The sequence below is a fragment of the Thalassospira sp. genome (assembly GCF_030690045.1).
GTDB lineage: Bacteria > Pseudomonadota > Alphaproteobacteria > Rhodospirillales > Thalassospiraceae > Thalassospira.
In genome coordinates, this window is the sequence record NZ_JAUYHK010000009.1 from 108114 (window position 1) to 125626 (window position 17513).

Genomic DNA, 17513 nt, shown 5'->3' on the forward strand with positions numbered 1-17513 from the left:
ACCGATGACCGTAAACATGCTGCGCAACGCCCTGATCGCCGCCACAATGATCGCCACTGTCGGCACGGTTTTTGTTTCCGCCCAGGCGCAGCAATTTCGCACCCTTCAGGATGTCGAAGACCATCTGCGGGCGTTTGAAGATGTCCGCGTCCACGGCTTTGCCAGCCGCGATCAGTTTCTGGCGATTATTGACAAGACTCTGGGTCTGGACCGCATCACCGATGCGCCCAGCCTGTTTGCCCGTCTGCCCCGGTCCCCCTTTGCCGTGACCGGGCGCACCGGCGGCAATGATGCCATCCCCTGCCAGATTTTCATCCCCGATGCCCTAAGCCCGGAACGCGGAACCGACATATTTTCCGCCCTGATGCAGGGCTGGCTGGGGGAACGATTGCATTATGCCAGTTCACCCGATATCGCCTATGGCTGGCTGATGCGTCACGAGGTGCGCCATTGCACGCCGGATCATATCAACGAAGACCCCGCCACCGAACGGGCCCATGAAATTGATGCCGATCTGTTTGCCCTCAATGCCCTGCCCGATACGGCCCGGCGCGAAGATCTGATTGCCGATATTCTGGCCTTTCGCATGATCACCGCCACCCTGTTCGCCAGCCCCTCCCATATGACCGGGCTGGCCCTCAAACATACGCTTGCGCCCGATGGCGACGCACCCCTGCCCGATGCCGCCGATGAAATCATGGCCTTTGGGACCGCCCGGCAACTGGTATTTGATCACAGCCGCACCATCACCACCGCCCCCCGCCCGTCCAATCACGACGTCATCCGCGCCATGAATGATCTGGCTGATCCCGGCCATCCGGATCATCAGGCGGCATCGCCTTTGGTGCGGGAAATTCTGGTTGATCTTGACCATGCGGTGGCGCATTTCGCCCCGGATTTGCATCAAAGCAGCACGGCACCCTGACCCTGTCCGGATTACGCGGCATCCCGTCCGGTATGCCGCCAAAAGGTCGAGGCCAGACACTGATCGCGGTCCAACCCGATATCCTCTCGCCACAGGCCGCGCAGGGCGCGAAAGGTCGCCTGTTCCACCCCGGCCCAGCAAAAAACCCGGTGCCGGTCCAGCGGCAGGGTAATATCGCGTACCGCTTCAAACAGGACATCGCTGTCGCCTGCGGCCTGACTGCGCTGTACCCAGTTGATATCAATCGCCGATTTTGTCGCCAGTTCAATCATATCGTCCGGCCCGTCCACCGCAATCACTGCCATGCCACGCGCCGTTTCCGGCAATTCTTCCAAAAACCGGCCAATCGCCGGAAGGGCGGTTTCGTCCCCGGCCAACAAATACCATTCGGCATCGGGCAAAGCCGTGCCCAGCGGCCCGGTCATCCCCACCGGATCGCCCGGTGCGGCCCGCATGGCAAAGATCGATCCCGGTCCGTTATCGCCATGCAGGACAAAATCCACATCCAGCCAGCCCGCCTGCGCATCCATGCGGCGAATGGTATAGACGCGCGGAATGGCGGCATCCGGCCCGTCCGGCCAGACAGGCGCCCCGTTTTCCGCCAGATAGGGCCAGCGCGGTGCGGTACTGCCAGGTGGTAGCAACAATAACCGCACATGGATCGCCCCGCCGTCATAACAGCCAATATCGACACCGGTAAACCGGATGCGCCGCATCGATGCCGATAAATCGGTGATGCTGCTGACCCGCAATTCGCGAAAATTGGGTAATTTCCCGCCCGTCGTCCCATCACCGCGCCATGTCACCGCCAGATCGGCAGTCGGCACCAATTCCCCCAGAATGGCAATCAGCCCGGCCTTCATATAGGCCAGATCGGTATCGGTGCGCGACGATACCGTCACCGACAACATCCCGTTTTCTGCGCGCAATTCCCCCTGCCCGGCTGACAGACGGATGACCGCCACATCATCGTGCCGGATCACCTCGCAATCATACAGGGCATAATAATCACACAGGGCGACAATCGCCGCCCCGACATCGGGAACGGTGATTTGCGTGCGGGCGATCAATAAGGATTTTGTCATGAATGAACCTGAAATTTCCTGTCGGGACAGCATCACCGGTGATAGTACAATTAAAACTCATTCTCAATTAAATTCTCCCATCGCATCGCCTGCCACCAATTCCCTGTCGGCAGACCTCCTGCTTTTCTGCTATAGGCCAGTCATGACAATTGCTAACCAGACAGGATCGACCCGACCATGAAAGACAGGATCAAACATCTTGGCATGACCGATTTCCGCACCGCCCTTGACTGGGCGGCGGATGAGGGATGGAATCCCGGCCTGCATGATGCCGATGCCTTTTTCAATGCCGATCCCGAAGGATTTTGGGGCGTGTTTGACCGGCAAGGTCTGGCGGCGGTGATTTCGGCGGTGCGTTATGGGTCGCAATTTGGCTTTGTCGGATTTTACATCTGCCGCCCGGACCGGCGCGGTCAGGGGATTGGCTACCGTTTATGGCAGGCCGCCCTTGCCGCCAATGATGCGGCCACCATCGGCCTTGATGGCGTGATTGATCAGCAGGACAATTACCGCAAATCGGGCTTTGAATTTGCCCACCGCAATCTGCGTTTTGGCGGGGTGGTCATTGCCAATGCCCCCAAAAACCATGACCTGTTTACACTTGATATCGCCGATATCGGCGTGATTGATGCGTTTGAACAAACCAATCGCCTGTTTCCCGAAGGCCGCCTGCCCTTTCTCAAAGGCTGGCTGTCCGCCCCTGATCATGTTGCGATTGGTCTGCACGGGCCGATGGGGGTGCGCGGTTATGGCGTTCTGCGCCCCTGTCGCACCGGTCACAAAATCGGGCCGCTTTTTGCTGCCTATATCGACGATGCCCGCCTGGTGTTTCATGCCCTGCTGGCCAGCCGGGCGGATCAGGATGGCCCGGTATGGCTTGATATCCCCGAACCCAACCATCATGCCCGGATGCTGGTCGAAGATCATGGCATGGTGGCAGAATTTGAAACGGCCCGCATGTATCGCGGCCCGGCCCCAAAGCTGGACCTTGACATGATTTACGGCATCAGCAGTTTCGAGCTGGGATAAAAATCAGCGCCGCCCAAACATTTTTTCAATGTCGTGCAGTTTCAGTTCGACATAGGTCGGGCGGCCATGATTGCACTGGCCGGAATGCGGGGTGGCTTCCATCTGGCGCAACAATGCGTTCATTTCATCGGCATTCAAGACCCGCCCGGACCGCACCGATCCGTGGCAGGCCATGGTCGCACAGACATGCATCAAACGGTCGCGCAACGCCATACCGTGGCCCAGCTCCGCCAGTTCATCGGCCAGATCCCGCACCAGCCCGGCAACATCGGCCTTGCCCAGCAAGGCGGGGACTTCGCGCACCACAATCGCACCGGGACCAAAAGGTTCCAGAACCAGCCCCAGTTCGGCAAATTCGTCGGCCCGTTCGGCAATCCGTTCGGCCGAGGCTTCGTCAAGTTCGACCACTTCGGGCAATAACAATCCCTGCCGCTTAACGCCACTTTCGGCCAGATCGGCCTTCATCCGTTCATAGACAATGCGTTCATGCGCCGCATGTTGATCAACAATCACCAGACCGTCGCGGGTTTGCGCAATGATGTAATTGGCATGAACCTGCCCCCGTGCCGCGCCCAGGGGATGATCAACATAACGCGCATCGGTGGCATCGACCCGTGCCGATGGCGGGGCGGCGGCAAATCCAGCGTTCCCGGAATTTGCGGCCTCATTCTGCCCGGTAAAGTCGCGCCCGCGGTCAAACAGGCCACTGCCCAAACCCGGCGATTGCGCGGCAAAATGCTGATGGACCGCCGCTTGCGATGGATGGGAACCCCCATAATGGCGATTGCCATACGGCAGGGTTACACCGCCCTGTCCTTCGCGGCGCATCGCGCCCAGCGCCATATCGGCCACCGTGGTTGCCGCCCGGTGCCCCGCCCCGGCCAACGCATGTTTCAGCGCCCCGACAATCAGGCCGCGCACCAGACCGGGGTCGCGAAACCGTACTTCGGTTTTGCCGGGATGGACATTAACATCGACCTCGCGCGGATCAAGCTCGAAAAACAGCGCCAACAACGGATGACGGTCCCGTGCCAGAAAATCCTGATAGGCCCCGCGCACAGCCCCCTGCAACAAACGGTCCCGCACCGGGCGGCCATTGACAAACAGAAATTGCATTTGCGCATTGCCACGATTAAGGGTCGGCACCCCGGCATAGCCGGTCAGGCGAATGCCTTCGCGTTCCGCTTCGATCCTGATGGCATTATCCTGAAAGTCGCGGCCCATCACCGCCCCCAGACGTTTCAGCCGGGCATCGAACAAATCCCCGGCGCAGGCCGGATAATTGACAATCGATTTGTTGTTATCGCCCGACAGGCTAAAGGCGACATCAGGCCGCGCCATCGCCAGCCGGTCGATGATTTCGCGGGCATACATCTGTTCGGTCCGCGCCGTTTTCAAAAATTTCAACCGCGCCGGGGTGGCATAAAACAGGTCGCGCACCTCAACCCGCGTGCCCGCCGGATGGGCGGCGGGTTCAGGTTCGCCCTTGGCCCCACCCTCAACCAGCAACGACCACGCACTGTCCGCCCCCTTGGGGCGGCTGGTCAGGCGCAGGCGCGATACCGACCCAATGGAAGGCAAGGCTTCGCCGCGAAATCCCATAAAGGCAATATTGAACAGATCATCATCCGGCAGTTTCGACGTCGCATGACGTTCCACCGCAAGGCTGAGTTCCTCAGGCGTCATGCCGCGCCCGTCATCGGTCACGGTCAATAATGTCCGCCCGCCATCGCGCAGATTGACATCCACCCGCCCCGCCCCGGCATCCAGCGCATTTTCCACCAGCTCTTTCAACGCCGCCGCCGGGCGCTCCACCACCTCACCGGCGGCAATCTGGTTGATCAGGGTCTGGGGCAGAATGCGCAGGGTCATGAAAGGCGATGCTCGTGATCTGAAAAAGACAAAGGGACCCTATCAAAGCCAAAGGCGCAGCGAAATCCCTTTCGCCGCGCCCTCGATATTTAGTCCGTTTTTTTCGATCCGGTTCCGGCCTAAAACGCCAGTTCCCCCTCCGGCTGACCGACCACAATCACCGTCATATTGTCCGGGTCCAGCAAGTCTTTGGCAACCCGGTTGACGTCATCGAGCGTCACCGCATCAATATAGCCATTGCGCCGGTCGATGAAATCAATACCCAGATCATCGGCCTGCATACCAACCAGCATGCCCGAAATATTGCCAAGGCTGGTAAAGCGCAGCGGGAATGCCCCGGTCAGATAGGATTTGGCGTTATCAAGTTCGGTTTGCGTCACCCCGTCATCGCGCATTTTCTGCCATTCCGCCCGGATCAGCGACAGGCTTTGCCCGATCGCATCATTGCGCGTCGCCACCCCGCCCAGCATCATTTCCGCCTGTTCCAGATCAACCAGATAACTATAAACCCCATAGGCCAGCCCGCGTTTTTCGCGGACTTCCTCGGTCAGGCGCGATGAAAAACCGCCACCGCCCAAAATGTAATTCATCACATAGGCGGCATAAAAATCCGGGTCCTTGCGAGGAATGCCTTTCTGGCCCCAGATTGCCTGGCTTTGCGGGTTGGCCTGATCAATCACCTCAATCCCGCCAAAATCCGGGGCAATCGCCGGGGCAGTCGCAATATCGGCCTGATCGGGCAGGCTGCCAAAGGCTTCATCCAGAAGCGGCCCCAGTTCATCGGCCGTAATATCCCCGGCAACACCAATCACCAGATTGCCCCGCGCCAAAGATTTGCGGACAAATTCCCGAAGATCGGCCTGATGGATCGCCGCAACAGACTCAAACGTGCCCGATACCGGACGCGCATAAGGATGGTCGCCAAAGATTTTGGCAAAAAAGCCCCGCTGCGCAATCGACCCCGGATCGGTTTCCGCCCGGCGCAAACCGCCGATCACCTGGGCGCGGATGCGTTCAATCGCTTCTTCGTCAAATCGCGGTTCCGAAAGAGCGAGGCGCAGCAAATCAATTGCCGTATCGCGTTCGCGGGTCAGGCTCACCAGCGACCCGCCAAAATGATCCTGCCCGGCATCAAAAGACAGGCTGATCGACCGGTTTTCCATTTCGGTGCGGAAGGTCTGGCTGTCCATCTCCCCCGCCCCTTCATCCAGCAGGCCCGACACCATATTGGCCAACCCGGCGCGCCCGGCCGGATCGGTCACCGCACCCGCCCCGCGAAAGCTGAAATCAATCGTCAGCAACGGATTTAAATGATCTTCGACCAGCCACGCGGTAATGCCGCCCTTGCTGGTGACTTCCTGTACCTCGACCGCGCGGGCCGGGTTGGCAAACCCCGCCATCAGAACGCACAGCACAACAAAAACGCCAGAAAGATTTCGGGTCATGGAGGTCATGGAAAAAAATACTTTCATCATGATCAATGCAGTTCCGTTTCGCCGGTGACAGGGGCGGTTGGCAGGGCCGGACCATCGGCACCCGCCGGGCGTTCCAGCCAGCCGGTCACCGATTGCCGGTCAATCAGCACGGCTTTCGCTGCTTCATTGACCTGATCGAGCGTCACGGCGTTAATCCGGTCGGGCCAGCTTTCGACATGATCCACACTTAATCCCACCGCCAATGCCTCGCCCAGAACACGGGCGGCCGCCGACAGGGAATCCCGTGCAAATACCGCACTATCAAGCAATTTCAGGCGGGCGCGATCCAGTTCGTCTTCGCTGATCCCGTCTGTGATCAGTTTGGCGATTTCGCCATCAAGGGCGGCTTCCAGATCGGCCAGTTCCACCCCGTCACGCGGTACGGCATAAAATCCAAAGGTCGCCATATCAACCGCCACCGGGTCATAAAAACTGCCCGCCCCCGTCGCCAGCGCCTGATCGATCACAAGGGCGCGATACAGGCGGCTGGTGGTGCCCGACCCCAGAATTTCGCTCAGCACTTCAAGGGCGGCGGCCTGTTCCGGATCGCCACTGCGATAGGACGGGGCAAGGTAATAACGCGACATCGACGGTTGCCCGACACGGGTATCTTGCAAGACCACCTTGCGCGGCGCATGCTGGGTCGGTTCCAGCACGCGCTGACGGGCGGTAATCTCGCCCGCCGGAATTGCGCCGTAATATTTTTCCGCCAGCGGCTTTAACTCGTCCATCGTGATGTCGCCCGCCACCACCAGAATGGCATTATTGGGCGCATACCAGCGGCGATAAAATGCCAATGCGTCTTCGGTCGATAATTGCTGCATCTCATGCAGCCAGCCAATGATCGGGCGGCCATAGGGATGCTGCATAAACAGCGACGACCGCATCTGTTCGCCCAAAAGGGCACCGGGGCTGTTATCAATCCGCGACCGGCGTTCTTCGATGATCACATCGCGTTCCGGCAGAACCACATCATCGGACAATTGCAAATTGCGCATCCGGTCGGCTTCCATTTCCATCACCATATCCAGGCGATCCCGGGCGATGTTCTGGAAATAGGCGGTGTAATCCCAACTGGTAAAGGCATTGTCATTGCCGCCATTACGCGCCACAATTTTGGAAAAATCGCCGGGTGCCAGATTTTCGGTGCCCTTGAACATCAGATGTTCCAGAAAATGCGCAATGCCGGAAATGCCGGGCACTTCATCGGCCGCCCCGACCCGATACCACACCATATGCGACACCACCGGCGCACGATGATTTTCAATCAGAACCACTTCCATGCCATTGGCCAGGGTCATGGTTTCCGGGTTGAAAACAGCCGCACGGGCAAGGCCGGGCGCAAAAAGGATAAACACCATAACCGGCAGCAACGCCTGCCAGTGACGCCGGAACAATCGGGATGGAAATTTCATGCCACTTCCTTGCGGTTCTTTGTCAGGGGATGAATGTCTGCCGTTATACGGCGACAAACACCCACCTGATCTATAAAGGGATTATGACGGAACAAGGGCGCGGATAATCCGCGCCCCTGCCATACCGGATGAAAAGGTCGGACGATACGTCCGATCAGAAAATATCTTCAAGCCAGCCCTTCTTTTTGCGTTCAATCGTCGGGGTTTCCCCTTCGGTGATCGAACCGCCCAGTGCCTGCTGGTCGCGGATGCGCTGCGCCTCGGCGGCCGGGTCAACCTGCGTGCCAAATTCCGGCTTTTCCTGCCAGAACAGCAAACTGTCGACCACGCTTTCGCTTTCCTTGATAAAGATCGAGGTTTCCCGATCAACCGTCGTGCGGATTGCCGGATCGGCAAATTGCGCCCCCGATTGCGACAACAGAACCACTTCGCCATTGCTGCGATTGGCTTCGTTAATGTCACGCACCACCGTATCGGATGACTGCCCGGTCAAAATGCGGCGTGCCTGATCAGTGGTGGTGCCGGTTTGCGGACGCGCAGCACCCGGATCGGGCACCCGCAGGGTAAAGTCCGGCGGCAGGCTTAACGGTGCGCGGGAAACAACCTGAAACTCATCAGGCGATTGTTTGTTCAGACCAAACGTTTCGCGGGCCGACTCACAACCGGAAACCGCCAGCGCCAATCCGGTCAGTGCTGCGATCCTGATCAAGGGTATCCGATATTTCCGGGCCATTTCTGCCTCATGCCATTCTGTCGTCAAAACCGGGGATGGTTTGACGTATAATTGTCTCAGGAAGATTTTTTACCGCCAAATACGGAATCGATCAACAATAACACCGCACCGATGGTAATTGCCGCATCAGCAAGGTTAAACACCGGCCAGTGATATCCATAGGCATGCATGTCAATAAAGTCGGTCACCGCCCCATGACGCAGCCGGTCCACCAGATTGCCAACCGCCCCGCCAACCACCAGCGCCAGCGCAATGCCCAACACGCGGTCGCGGGTCCGCCACATCCAGATCAAAAAGCCAATGGTGATCGCGGCGGTCACCGCAATCATCACCCAGGGCGCATTATCCTGAAACAGACCAAACGAAACGCCGCTGTTCCAGGCTAGCAGAAAATTCAGGAACGGCGTCACCTCAATCAGGCGCGTCGGGTTTGACAGGCCGTCAATCGCCATCTGTTTGGTCCACTGATCAGCCAGAAAAACCAGCCCCAACAGCAAAAAGTTCCAGGCAAAGGCACGATATTTCATCGCCATTCTTTCAATCCCGCCACATTGCCCGCCCTATTGGGCCGCAATTCCCATTTCATCCACCGCATCGGCACAGCGCAAACAGACCGTCTGGTGTCTGGCATGTGTGCCAACTTCCGGCAAGGTCTGCCAGCACCGTTCGCATTTCTGCCCGTCCGCCAATGCCGGCACCACACCGACCCCGGCCACATCATCCAGGGTATAAGCCCCGTCCGGTGCCACCCCTGCAATCAGTTCGACATCAGATGTAATGGCAATTTCGGCAAGATTAAGACCGGCAAGCGCATCAATATATTCCTGGGTCGCATAAACCTTCGGGGCGGCATCAAGGCTGGCCCCGATGCGTTTTTCCGCCCGTTCCAGTTCCAGCGCCCCGGTAACCACCCGGCGCAGCTTGCGGATTTTTTCCCATTTCGCGGCCAGTGCCTCGTCTTTCCACGCATCCGATACCGGCAGGAACGTCTGGGCATGTACCGAACTGTCATTGCCATAACGCGACCGCCATGCTTCATCCGCGGTAAAGCACAATACCGGTGCCAGCCAGCGCACCAGACTGTCAAACACCCGGTCCATCACGGTCCGCGCCGCCCGGCGACGCAAACTGCCCGGCGCATCGCAATACAGCGCATCCTTACGGATATCGAGATAAAAGGCCGACATATCGAGCGCACAGAAATTATGCAGTTCGATAAACATGCTGTGGAAATCGAAATCCGCCGTGGTCTGACGCACCAGATCATCCAGCCCGCTCAGCCGGTGCAGAACCCAGCGTTCCAGTTCCGGCAACTGGTCATCGGCGATTTTTTCAGCATCCTCAAAACCGTCCAGATTGCCCAGCAAGAACCGCAAGGTATTGCGCAAACGGCGATAAATGTCGGAATGGCGATCAATGATTTCATGGGAAATCCGCAAATCGTCATGATAATCCGAACTGACCACCCACAACCGCAGGATATCCGCCCCCAATTTGTCGATGATATCATTGGGCGCAATCACATTGCCCAGTGATTTCGACATTTTGCGGCCCTGCCCGTCCAGAACAAAACCATGTGTCAGAACCGCGTCATAAGGTGCCCGGCCCCGCGTACCACAGGATTCCAGCAAGGATGAATGGAACCAGCCGCGATGCTGGTCCGATCCTTCAAGATACAAATCGGCCGGCCATTTCAGGTCCGGGCGTTCTTCCAGAACGAAACTGTGCGTCGATCCGGAATCAAACCAGACATCCAGAACATCGGTGACCTGTTCGTAATCCTCGGCACTGTAATTATTGCCCAGAAAATATTGCGGATCGCGGGTAAACCACGCATCGGCCCCTTCTTCGCAGAAGGCATCATAAACCCGGTCCAGCACCGCCTGATCGCGCAACGGTTCACGGGTTTTCTTATCGACAAACACCGTGATCGGCACCCCCCATGCCCGCTGGCGCGAAACGCACCAATCGGGCCGGTTGGCAATCATCGAATGCAGGCGGTTGCGCCCGGCTTCGGGCACGAAACGGGTATTGGCAATCGCCTCAAGGGCGGTTTCGCGCAGGCCGGTTTCGGTCATCGAAATGAACCATTGCGGCGTGGTGCGATAAATCACCGGGGCCTTGGACCGCCAGGAATGCGGATAGGAATGTTTCAGACGCCCGCGCGACAACAGCGCGCCAACCTCGATCAGTTTGGCAATCACCGCTTCATTCGCCCCGGCTTCCTTGCCATTGGCGTCATAAATCGCTTCACCGGCAAATAACGGCACATGGGCATAATATTTGCCATCGCCATCCACCATTTCCGGCACTTCCAGACCATATTTCAACCCGGTCACATAGTCGTCCGGGCCGTGGGTCGGGGCGGTATGGACAAAACCGGTCCCGGTTTCGGTGGTGACATAATCGGCCGCCAGCATCGGCACATCAAAATCATATCCCTGCCCGCGGAACGGATGGGCACAGATCGTACCGGCAAGATCACGACCGGCAAACGATGCCACAATTTCATGGCCGGTGATCCGCCCGTTTTTGCAGGTTTCCGCCACCAGATCGGCACACAGAACGATTTTCTCGCCCACACTTGCCCATGCTTCGTCGGCGGTTTCGGTGACTTCGATCACCACATACTCGATATCATCGCCATAGGACACCGCCCGGTTGCCCGGAATGGTCCAAGGCGTGGTGGTCCAGATCAGAACAGTGGCATCTTTCAACGCATCCAATGATGAACTGGCCACCGGAAACCGGACATAAATGGTTTTGCTGGTATGATCGTGATATTCGATTTCGGCCTCGGCCAGTGCGGTTTTTTCAACCACCGACCACATCACCGGTTTCGATCCGCGATACAGCGACCCGTTCATCAGGAACTTGCCAAGTTCGCGGGCAATCGCCGCCTCGGCCTTGTAATCCATGGTGACATAGGGATTGTCCCAATCGCCCATAACGCCCAGACGCTTGAATTCCTCGCGCTGGATATCGAGCCATTTCTGGGCGAATTCGCGGCATTCGCGGCGAAATTCGGCAACCGGCACTTCGTCCTTGTTCAGGCCCTTGGCGCGGTATTGTTCCTCGATCTTCCATTCAATCGGCAGGCCGTGGCAATCCCAACCCGGCACATAAACCGCGTTTTTGCCCAGCATCTGCTGCGACCGGGTGATCACATCTTTCAGGATTTTGTTCAGTGCATGGCCAATATGCAAATGCCCGTTGGCATAGGGCGGGCCATCATGCAGCACGAACTTTTCACGATCCGCCGAAATACCGCGAATTTTGCCATAAAGGTCTTCTGCCTGCCATTGCGCCAGCAGGCCGGGTTCCATCTTTGGCAAACCCGCCCGCATCGGGAAATCGGTCTGGGGCAGGATAACGGTCTTTTTGTATTCGACACTCATCGTGACGGTCCTGTCGTCTTTATATTAACTATCGGGGCAATCCCCATGATCACGGCCCCATAATCGCGGCCTTGTCCCGAAACGGGCGGGCGGATCATAACGGGTTCGCGGCTAATTTCAAATATTGCCAAGAATTTCTTTGGCCGCGACCGCATCCCTTGCGATCTGGGCCTTTAACGCCTCAAGGCCGTTGAACTTCTGCTCGGCCCGGATAAAACCATGCAAACGTACCCGCACGATACGGCCATAGATATCCTGATCAAAATCAAACAAATGCACTTCCAGTCCGGCATCCTGATCGCCGCCAAAGCTGGGCCGGATACCGATATTGGCGACTCCGTCGATCCAGCGATCCACCTTGCCGTCATCCCCGTCCGCCACCAGCCCCAACTGCACGGCATAAACCCCGAATTTCGGGCGCAAATGCAGGCCCAGCGGAATATTGGCCGTCGGAAAACCAATGGTGCGGCCCCGCTGATCCCCTGTGATCACCGGCCCGGCAATTTCCCACGGACGGCCCAATAAATGGGCGGCATCCTGCGGGCGGCCGTCGCGCAGGGCCTGCCGGATCGCGGTCGAGGAATACACAACCCCGTTATCATGGGTCACGGCCTGCACCGCCGTCACGCCAAAGCCGGATTTCGCCCCGATGGTCGATAACAGATCGACATTGCCCGCCCGGCCCTTGCCAAAACAGAAATCCCAACCCACCACAACATGGCGTGCGCCAAGACCCTCAACCAGAATCCGGGCGATGAATTCTTCGGCACTCATCGCGGCAAAATCGCGGTTGAATTCCGCCTCGAAAAACAGATCGATTTCAAGATCAGCCGCCGCCATCATCCGGTCATCGCCTGATGTCAGGCGAAAGGGCGGCTCACCGGCCCGAAACATCATGCGGGGATGGGGTTCAAATGTCAGTATCGCCAACGGGGCCGACAGGTCACGCGCAATCTGGCGGGCACAATCAAGCACCTTTTGATGCCCCAGATGCAGCCCGTCAAAATTGCCAATTGCCACCACCGCGCCACGCGCGTCATCGGGCAAACTGTCCAAAGATCGAAAAACGCGCATTCGCGCCGGTCTTCCTTGTTGTCAGGTGGCCCCGCCCGGCATGTTCCGGGCAACTCCGTGCAGGCAGCTATAAATCCCGCAAGCCCGAAGCGCAAAGCCTTTTGCGGTGAAATCACAATCTTGGGCGAATTTATCCCGTCAAAAAGATGACGCAACCGGTTCGCCCAGATGTTTTTCCAGACACCGGATGATCTCGGCGGGGTGGGTCATATGGGGCATATGGCCGATGCTGTTGATCCATTCCATCTGGCAATCGGGAATATGGGTGCGCAGATATTCCCCGACCGCAACCGGCACCGCCGGGTCCTGTTCGGGTTGAATGGCAACCACCGGCACGCTAATGGCCGGCAAAATCGCCCGAACATCGGCCAAAAAGATGAAACTGGCGGTTTGCAGGGCAATATCGGGCCGCATATCGCGCAGGCCACGGGTAAATTCATCCACCGCATCGGGAAAATCGCCGCCGACAATACCCGGTGCAAATCCCGCCGCCCATTCATGATAATTTGCCGCCATCGCCGCAAACAAACCATCCAGATCGGCCTGTTCAAACCCGCCGTGATAATCATAGGAATTCAGATAACAGGGTGACGCCGAAATCATGATCACCCGGTCAAACAGGCCGGGCCGTCGCAAGGACGCCAGCAAGGCAACCATGCCGCTCACCGAATGGGTGATAATCGTGCATCGCCCGATATTCTGTTCATCCAGCAGGGCAATCAGATCATCGGCATAGGCGTCGATACCGGTGTGGCGCAACGGGTCGAAACTGGCAACGCCACCCCGGCCTGCCCCGGCAAGGTCATAAACCGCGACATTATACCGTGCCAGAAGCCAAGGCAAAATCCGGTGCCATGCCTGGTGATCGGTGCCAAACCCGTGCGCCAGCACCACCAATGGCGCATCGGGATTTTGGGCGGTATTTTCGATAATCCGCCAATTGTGGCGTTGACTTGAATTCAATTCGCCATCCCCGGAACAAGGACAAGATCACTCTCATCCTTCTATCACAGGCGGCATCATTCCGAACATGAGAAACCCGTCAAATGCCCCTTACCCGCGCGACGGCACCATCACCACCGCCTCGCCCGTAATCACGCACCGATCCCCGACATAACAATTGGTTTCCAGAACAATCCGCTTTTTCGCCGCCATAATCTCAAGCACCGTCACACGCGCAGTTACCGTATCGCCAATCCGCACCGGGGCCTTGAATTGCAGGTTCTGCGACAGGTAAATCGTCCCCGGCCCCGGCAACCGCGTGCCCAGAACGGTTGAAATAAACCCCGCCGACAGCATGCCGTGCGCAATGCGGCCTTCAAACATCGTGGTTTTGGCAAATTCGTCATTCAGATGCACCGGGTTGGTATCCCCCGACAGACCGGCAAACAGGACAATATCGGTTTCGGTCACGGTTTTGGCATAACTGCCCGTCATGCCGGTTTTCAGATCTTCAAGATAAAACCCGGTCAACCCGTCAAGCTGCGTCATCTGCTGTTGTCCTGTCTGGTTTTGTGCATCGCACTATTGCACAGCAGTATTCCCGCCCGACCGTCCTGTGGCAATCGGTAATTCGTTGCATACCGCCGGGCTGTCAGGATCGGCGGAACGGCAACAACAATGTTCCCCACAAGGATTGACTGCCCTCATCGCGGAACTGATCCAGCCCGATCGGCATGTCATGATCATTGATCCGGGTTTTGGGCCGGTAACTGGCAAATACCCGGTCCCAGACCGACAGGATATTGCCGTAATTGCTGTTGGTTTCGACCGTTTCAATGGAATGATGAACCCGGTGCATGTCGGGTGTGACAAACAAAACCCGCACCACCCGGTCCAGTCGGGTCGGCAAATGCACATTGCCATGATTAAACAGGGCAAAGCCGCTTAACAGCGTTTCATACACCACAACCACCCACGGATCGGCCCCCAACATCACCACAATTGCCGATTTGTAAATGGCCGACGCCATGATTTCGAACGGATGAAACCGCACGGCGGTCGAAACATCAAACGCCAGATCGCAATGATGCACCCGGTGAAACCGCCAGAATAACGGCACGATATGGGTCAGGCGATGCTGCCAGTAAACCGCGGCATCCAGCACCGCAATGCTGATCAGGGCCGCAATCCAGCCGGGAAATGCCACCAGATGAAACAGACCCCAGCCATTGCCTTGCGCCCATTGTGCGCCAAGGATCATGGCCGCACCGACGGTAAAACGGCCCAAAACCGCACTTCCGGCCATCAGGCCAAAATTGGTCAGCCAACGCACAGATCGCCTGCTTTGCCCCGCATCGCGATAGGGGGCGGCATATTCCCACCCCGCCATGATCAGTAGCAGCGCGGCAAAAACCGCGAACCGGAACAATTCCATATCGATCATAATTTTGTTATCTGCCTGCCAAAATCATTAAAAGCCTGCTATCTGAATGCCATATAGACGCATAACCGTCACAAACCGGCCAGTTCCGTCTATCGATACATATCGCGCCTGTATAAGACCGCAAAGCCACAAGGAGCCCCCAATGGGTCACAAAATGGTGTTATCCGCCCTGTATGCCACGACATTGCTGGTCGTGCTGGTACAGGTGACACCGGCCCGCGCCGATGGCCCGCCCTTTGACCTGCCGGTCGAATGCCCGACCGGACAATGCGATGTCGTCCATTATGTCGATCACGACACTGGCCCCGGTGCGCGGGATTTCGCCTGCGGCACCAGCACCTATAACGATCATCGCGGTACTGATTTCGCCATCGCCGACGAAGCCGCCATGATCGAAGGCATCGCGGTTCAGACGATTGCCGCCGGCACCATCGCCGCCACCCGTGATGGCGTCGAGGATATCGACGCCGGGCGCATTCCCCCCGACACCCTGGACGGGATCGAATGCGGCAATGGCATTCTGGTTGATCACGGTGATGGCTGGCAAAGTCAATATTGCCATCTGCGCCGCGGGTCGGTTGCCGTGCGCAAGGGCGATGAGGTGGAACGCGGGCAAATGATCGGCCTGATCGGCATGTCGGGCAAGGCGACTTTTCCACATTTGCATTTCAATTTACGCCACGATGGCGTGCTGATTGATCCGTTCAGCGGCACCAATATGGGGAATGCTGACCCGGCGCAATGCAACACCGATCAAACCGCCCTGTGGACACCCGACGCCGCAGAACAAATGACCTATCGCCCGATCACGCTGTATAAAACCGGCTTTTCCAGTGCGCGGCCCAATGCCACCGACATCAAACGCGGCTATGGCCGCCGCAACATCTTGCCGGTCACAAGCCCGGAACTGTATTTTTGGGGATATCTGATCGGGGCGCAAAATGGCGATCTGATCCGCCTTGATATCGAAGGCCCGAATGGGTTTGACGGCGGTCGCGAATTTGTCGTCGAACTGCCCGCCACGGGCGGCCTGCATGCCAAGATGTATCATATTACCGCCCCGCGTCCCGATGCAGGATGGACACCGGGCACCTATCAGGGGCGCATCCTGTTTTCACGCAAAGGCAGCCCGCATGTTGAAATCGGAGTCGCCGATCTGGTAATTGGCGACGGTTCCTGAACGGATGTTTTGGCGATAGAATCGCCTGTTCCTGACCCTCAAAAACACCTCAATCACCGAAGAATAACGATGGATTCGGGGACAAAGCGTCGTGGAATGGCACAAAATACCTTTTTCAAATCCCGAAAAACCGCCAAAAAATCTGATCTGTTCCATTTAGTTGAAGGTTTTTTGACGTTTTTACGCGCACAGCCCTTGTAAGGAACGTGATCCCCTGCCTATATTCATTTTGTGCGCCACAGGGGGCACATACACCTGTCATCAAGACGGAGTACCATGATGAACAAACGCAAAGCCGTTGCTATCGCCATCGCCCGCGACGAAATGATCGCCCGTTCGATGACTGTTTTGTTCGCCGGCACGGTTCTGGCTTTGATTGCATCGATGCTTCTCGCCTAGGCATTGGTCCTCATTGCGGGTTCTGATTTCCGCATTTTTCGTCTGACAGGAAGGCGGCATTTGCCGCACCGAAAATTATTATCATGACTCCACACCGCTTTTTCACGGTCACCATTACGCGAATTATCCGCCCGGTTGTCTGAGGACACCGGGACGTCATCATTTGCATTTTGGCCTTGAATTATGTGTGGATCACCATGTCACAACATGCCCTTGCGGTGCAGGATCATCCTGCCCACCCCCTGACATCCGTATATTGTTTTGCCGTTCATGCGGCTGCCGAACCGGGCGTGATGCCCCGGGTTCTGGAACTGTTTGCCAAGCGCAATCTGGTTCCGGTCAGTTGGCATTCCACCGTGGCGCGTGGCCGGGGTGGCGATGCCGAACTGCAAATCGACATTCAGGTGCAACATCTCGAATCCCCGGTTGCCGATCATATCGCCCGCTGCCTGCGGCAGATCGTCCATGTCAATACGGTCCTGACTTCGGAAAAGGGCTATTCAAACGCGGTGTTTGAGGCTTAGGTTTGGCGCAAAGCACAA

15 protein-coding genes are annotated in these 17513 nt (G+C 57.5%); 4 read left to right on the forward strand and 11 right to left on the reverse strand.

What is annotated here, in order from left to right:
• Nucleotides 1–4 precede the first annotated feature (4 nt).
• On the forward strand, nucleotides 5–925 hold the full coding sequence (locus Q8O73_RS04020; RefSeq protein WP_305555328.1) for a hypothetical protein: 921 nt from the start codon (nucleotides 5–7) through the stop codon (nucleotides 923–925).
• Between the two features lie 11 nt (nucleotides 926–936).
• Here the strand turns inward: Q8O73_RS04020 and Q8O73_RS04025 are convergent, their stop codons facing one another.
• Nucleotides 937–2010 (reverse strand): siderophore-interacting protein, encoded by a 1074-nt coding sequence (locus Q8O73_RS04025; protein ID WP_305555331.1) that lies wholly within the window; start codon nucleotides 2008–2010, stop codon nucleotides 937–939.
• Nucleotides 2011–2187: 177 nt separating this feature from the next.
• Here Q8O73_RS04025 and Q8O73_RS04030 point away from each other — a divergent pair, with 177 nt between their 5' ends.
• Entirely contained in the window at nucleotides 2188–3039 is an 852-nt protein-coding gene (locus Q8O73_RS04030) for a GNAT family N-acetyltransferase (RefSeq protein ID WP_305555334.1), read from the forward strand.
• A gap of 3 nt (nucleotides 3040–3042) precedes the next feature.
• On the opposite strand, the gene mutL is transcribed toward Q8O73_RS04030, so the two are convergent.
• The 10 genes from mutL to Q8O73_RS04080 form a co-directional block, all read right to left on the reverse strand.
• Nucleotides 3043–4911, reverse strand: a complete 1869-nt coding sequence (gene mutL, locus Q8O73_RS04035) for a DNA mismatch repair endonuclease MutL (protein WP_305555337.1) — start codon at nucleotides 4909–4911, stop codon at nucleotides 3043–3045.
• 119 nt (nucleotides 4912–5030) lie between these two features.
• Nucleotides 5031–6386, reverse strand: coding sequence for a pitrilysin family protein (locus tag Q8O73_RS04040; RefSeq protein WP_305555340.1), 1356 nt, complete (start codon nucleotides 6384–6386; stop codon nucleotides 5031–5033).
• 2 nt (nucleotides 6387–6388) lie between these two features.
• Nucleotides 6389–7801, reverse strand: a complete 1413-nt coding sequence (locus Q8O73_RS04045) for a pitrilysin family protein (RefSeq protein ID WP_305555342.1) — start codon at nucleotides 7799–7801, stop codon at nucleotides 6389–6391.
• Nucleotides 7802–7955: 154 nt separating this feature from the next.
• A complete protein-coding gene (locus Q8O73_RS04050; protein WP_305555345.1) occupies nucleotides 7956–8510 on the reverse strand; it encodes a DUF3035 domain-containing protein in 555 nt (184 codons plus the stop codon).
• An 80-nt stretch (nucleotides 8511–8590) separates the two neighbouring features.
• Nucleotides 8591–9067, reverse strand: a complete 477-nt coding sequence (gene lspA / locus Q8O73_RS04055) for a signal peptidase II (RefSeq protein ID WP_305555348.1) — start codon at nucleotides 9065–9067, stop codon at nucleotides 8591–8593.
• Nucleotides 9068–9094: 27 nt separating this feature from the next.
• Nucleotides 9095–11932, reverse strand: a complete 2838-nt coding sequence (ileS, locus tag Q8O73_RS04060) for an isoleucine--tRNA ligase (RefSeq protein ID WP_305555351.1) — start codon at nucleotides 11930–11932, stop codon at nucleotides 9095–9097.
• A gap of 117 nt (nucleotides 11933–12049) precedes the next feature.
• Nucleotides 12050–13006, reverse strand: coding sequence for a bifunctional riboflavin kinase/FAD synthetase (locus tag Q8O73_RS04065; protein WP_305555355.1), 957 nt, complete (start codon nucleotides 13004–13006; stop codon nucleotides 12050–12052).
• A 138-nt stretch (nucleotides 13007–13144) separates the two neighbouring features.
• Complete coding sequence (locus Q8O73_RS04070) at nucleotides 13145–13969, reverse strand: alpha/beta fold hydrolase (RefSeq protein WP_305555358.1); 825 nt, start codon at nucleotides 13967–13969, stop codon at nucleotides 13145–13147.
• A gap of 90 nt (nucleotides 13970–14059) precedes the next feature.
• The gene (locus Q8O73_RS04075) at nucleotides 14060–14497 is read right to left on the reverse strand and encodes a MaoC family dehydratase (protein WP_305555361.1); all 438 of its coding nucleotides are present in this window, start codon (nucleotides 14495–14497) and stop codon (nucleotides 14060–14062) included.
• A gap of 103 nt (nucleotides 14498–14600) precedes the next feature.
• Entirely contained in the window at nucleotides 14601–15392 is a 792-nt protein-coding gene (locus Q8O73_RS04080; protein ID WP_305555364.1) for a sterol desaturase family protein, read from the reverse strand.
• 142 nt (nucleotides 15393–15534) lie between these two features.
• Here Q8O73_RS04080 and Q8O73_RS04085 point away from each other — a divergent pair, with 142 nt between their 5' ends.
• Nucleotides 15535–16572, forward strand: coding sequence for a M23 family metallopeptidase (locus Q8O73_RS04085; protein WP_305555367.1), 1038 nt, complete (start codon nucleotides 15535–15537; stop codon nucleotides 16570–16572).
• A 596-nt stretch (nucleotides 16573–17168) separates the two neighbouring features.
• The gene (locus Q8O73_RS04090; RefSeq protein WP_305555370.1) at nucleotides 17169–17495 is read left to right on the forward strand and encodes a hypothetical protein; all 327 of its coding nucleotides are present in this window, start codon (nucleotides 17169–17171) and stop codon (nucleotides 17493–17495) included.
• Nucleotides 17496–17513: the final 18 nt, after the last annotated feature.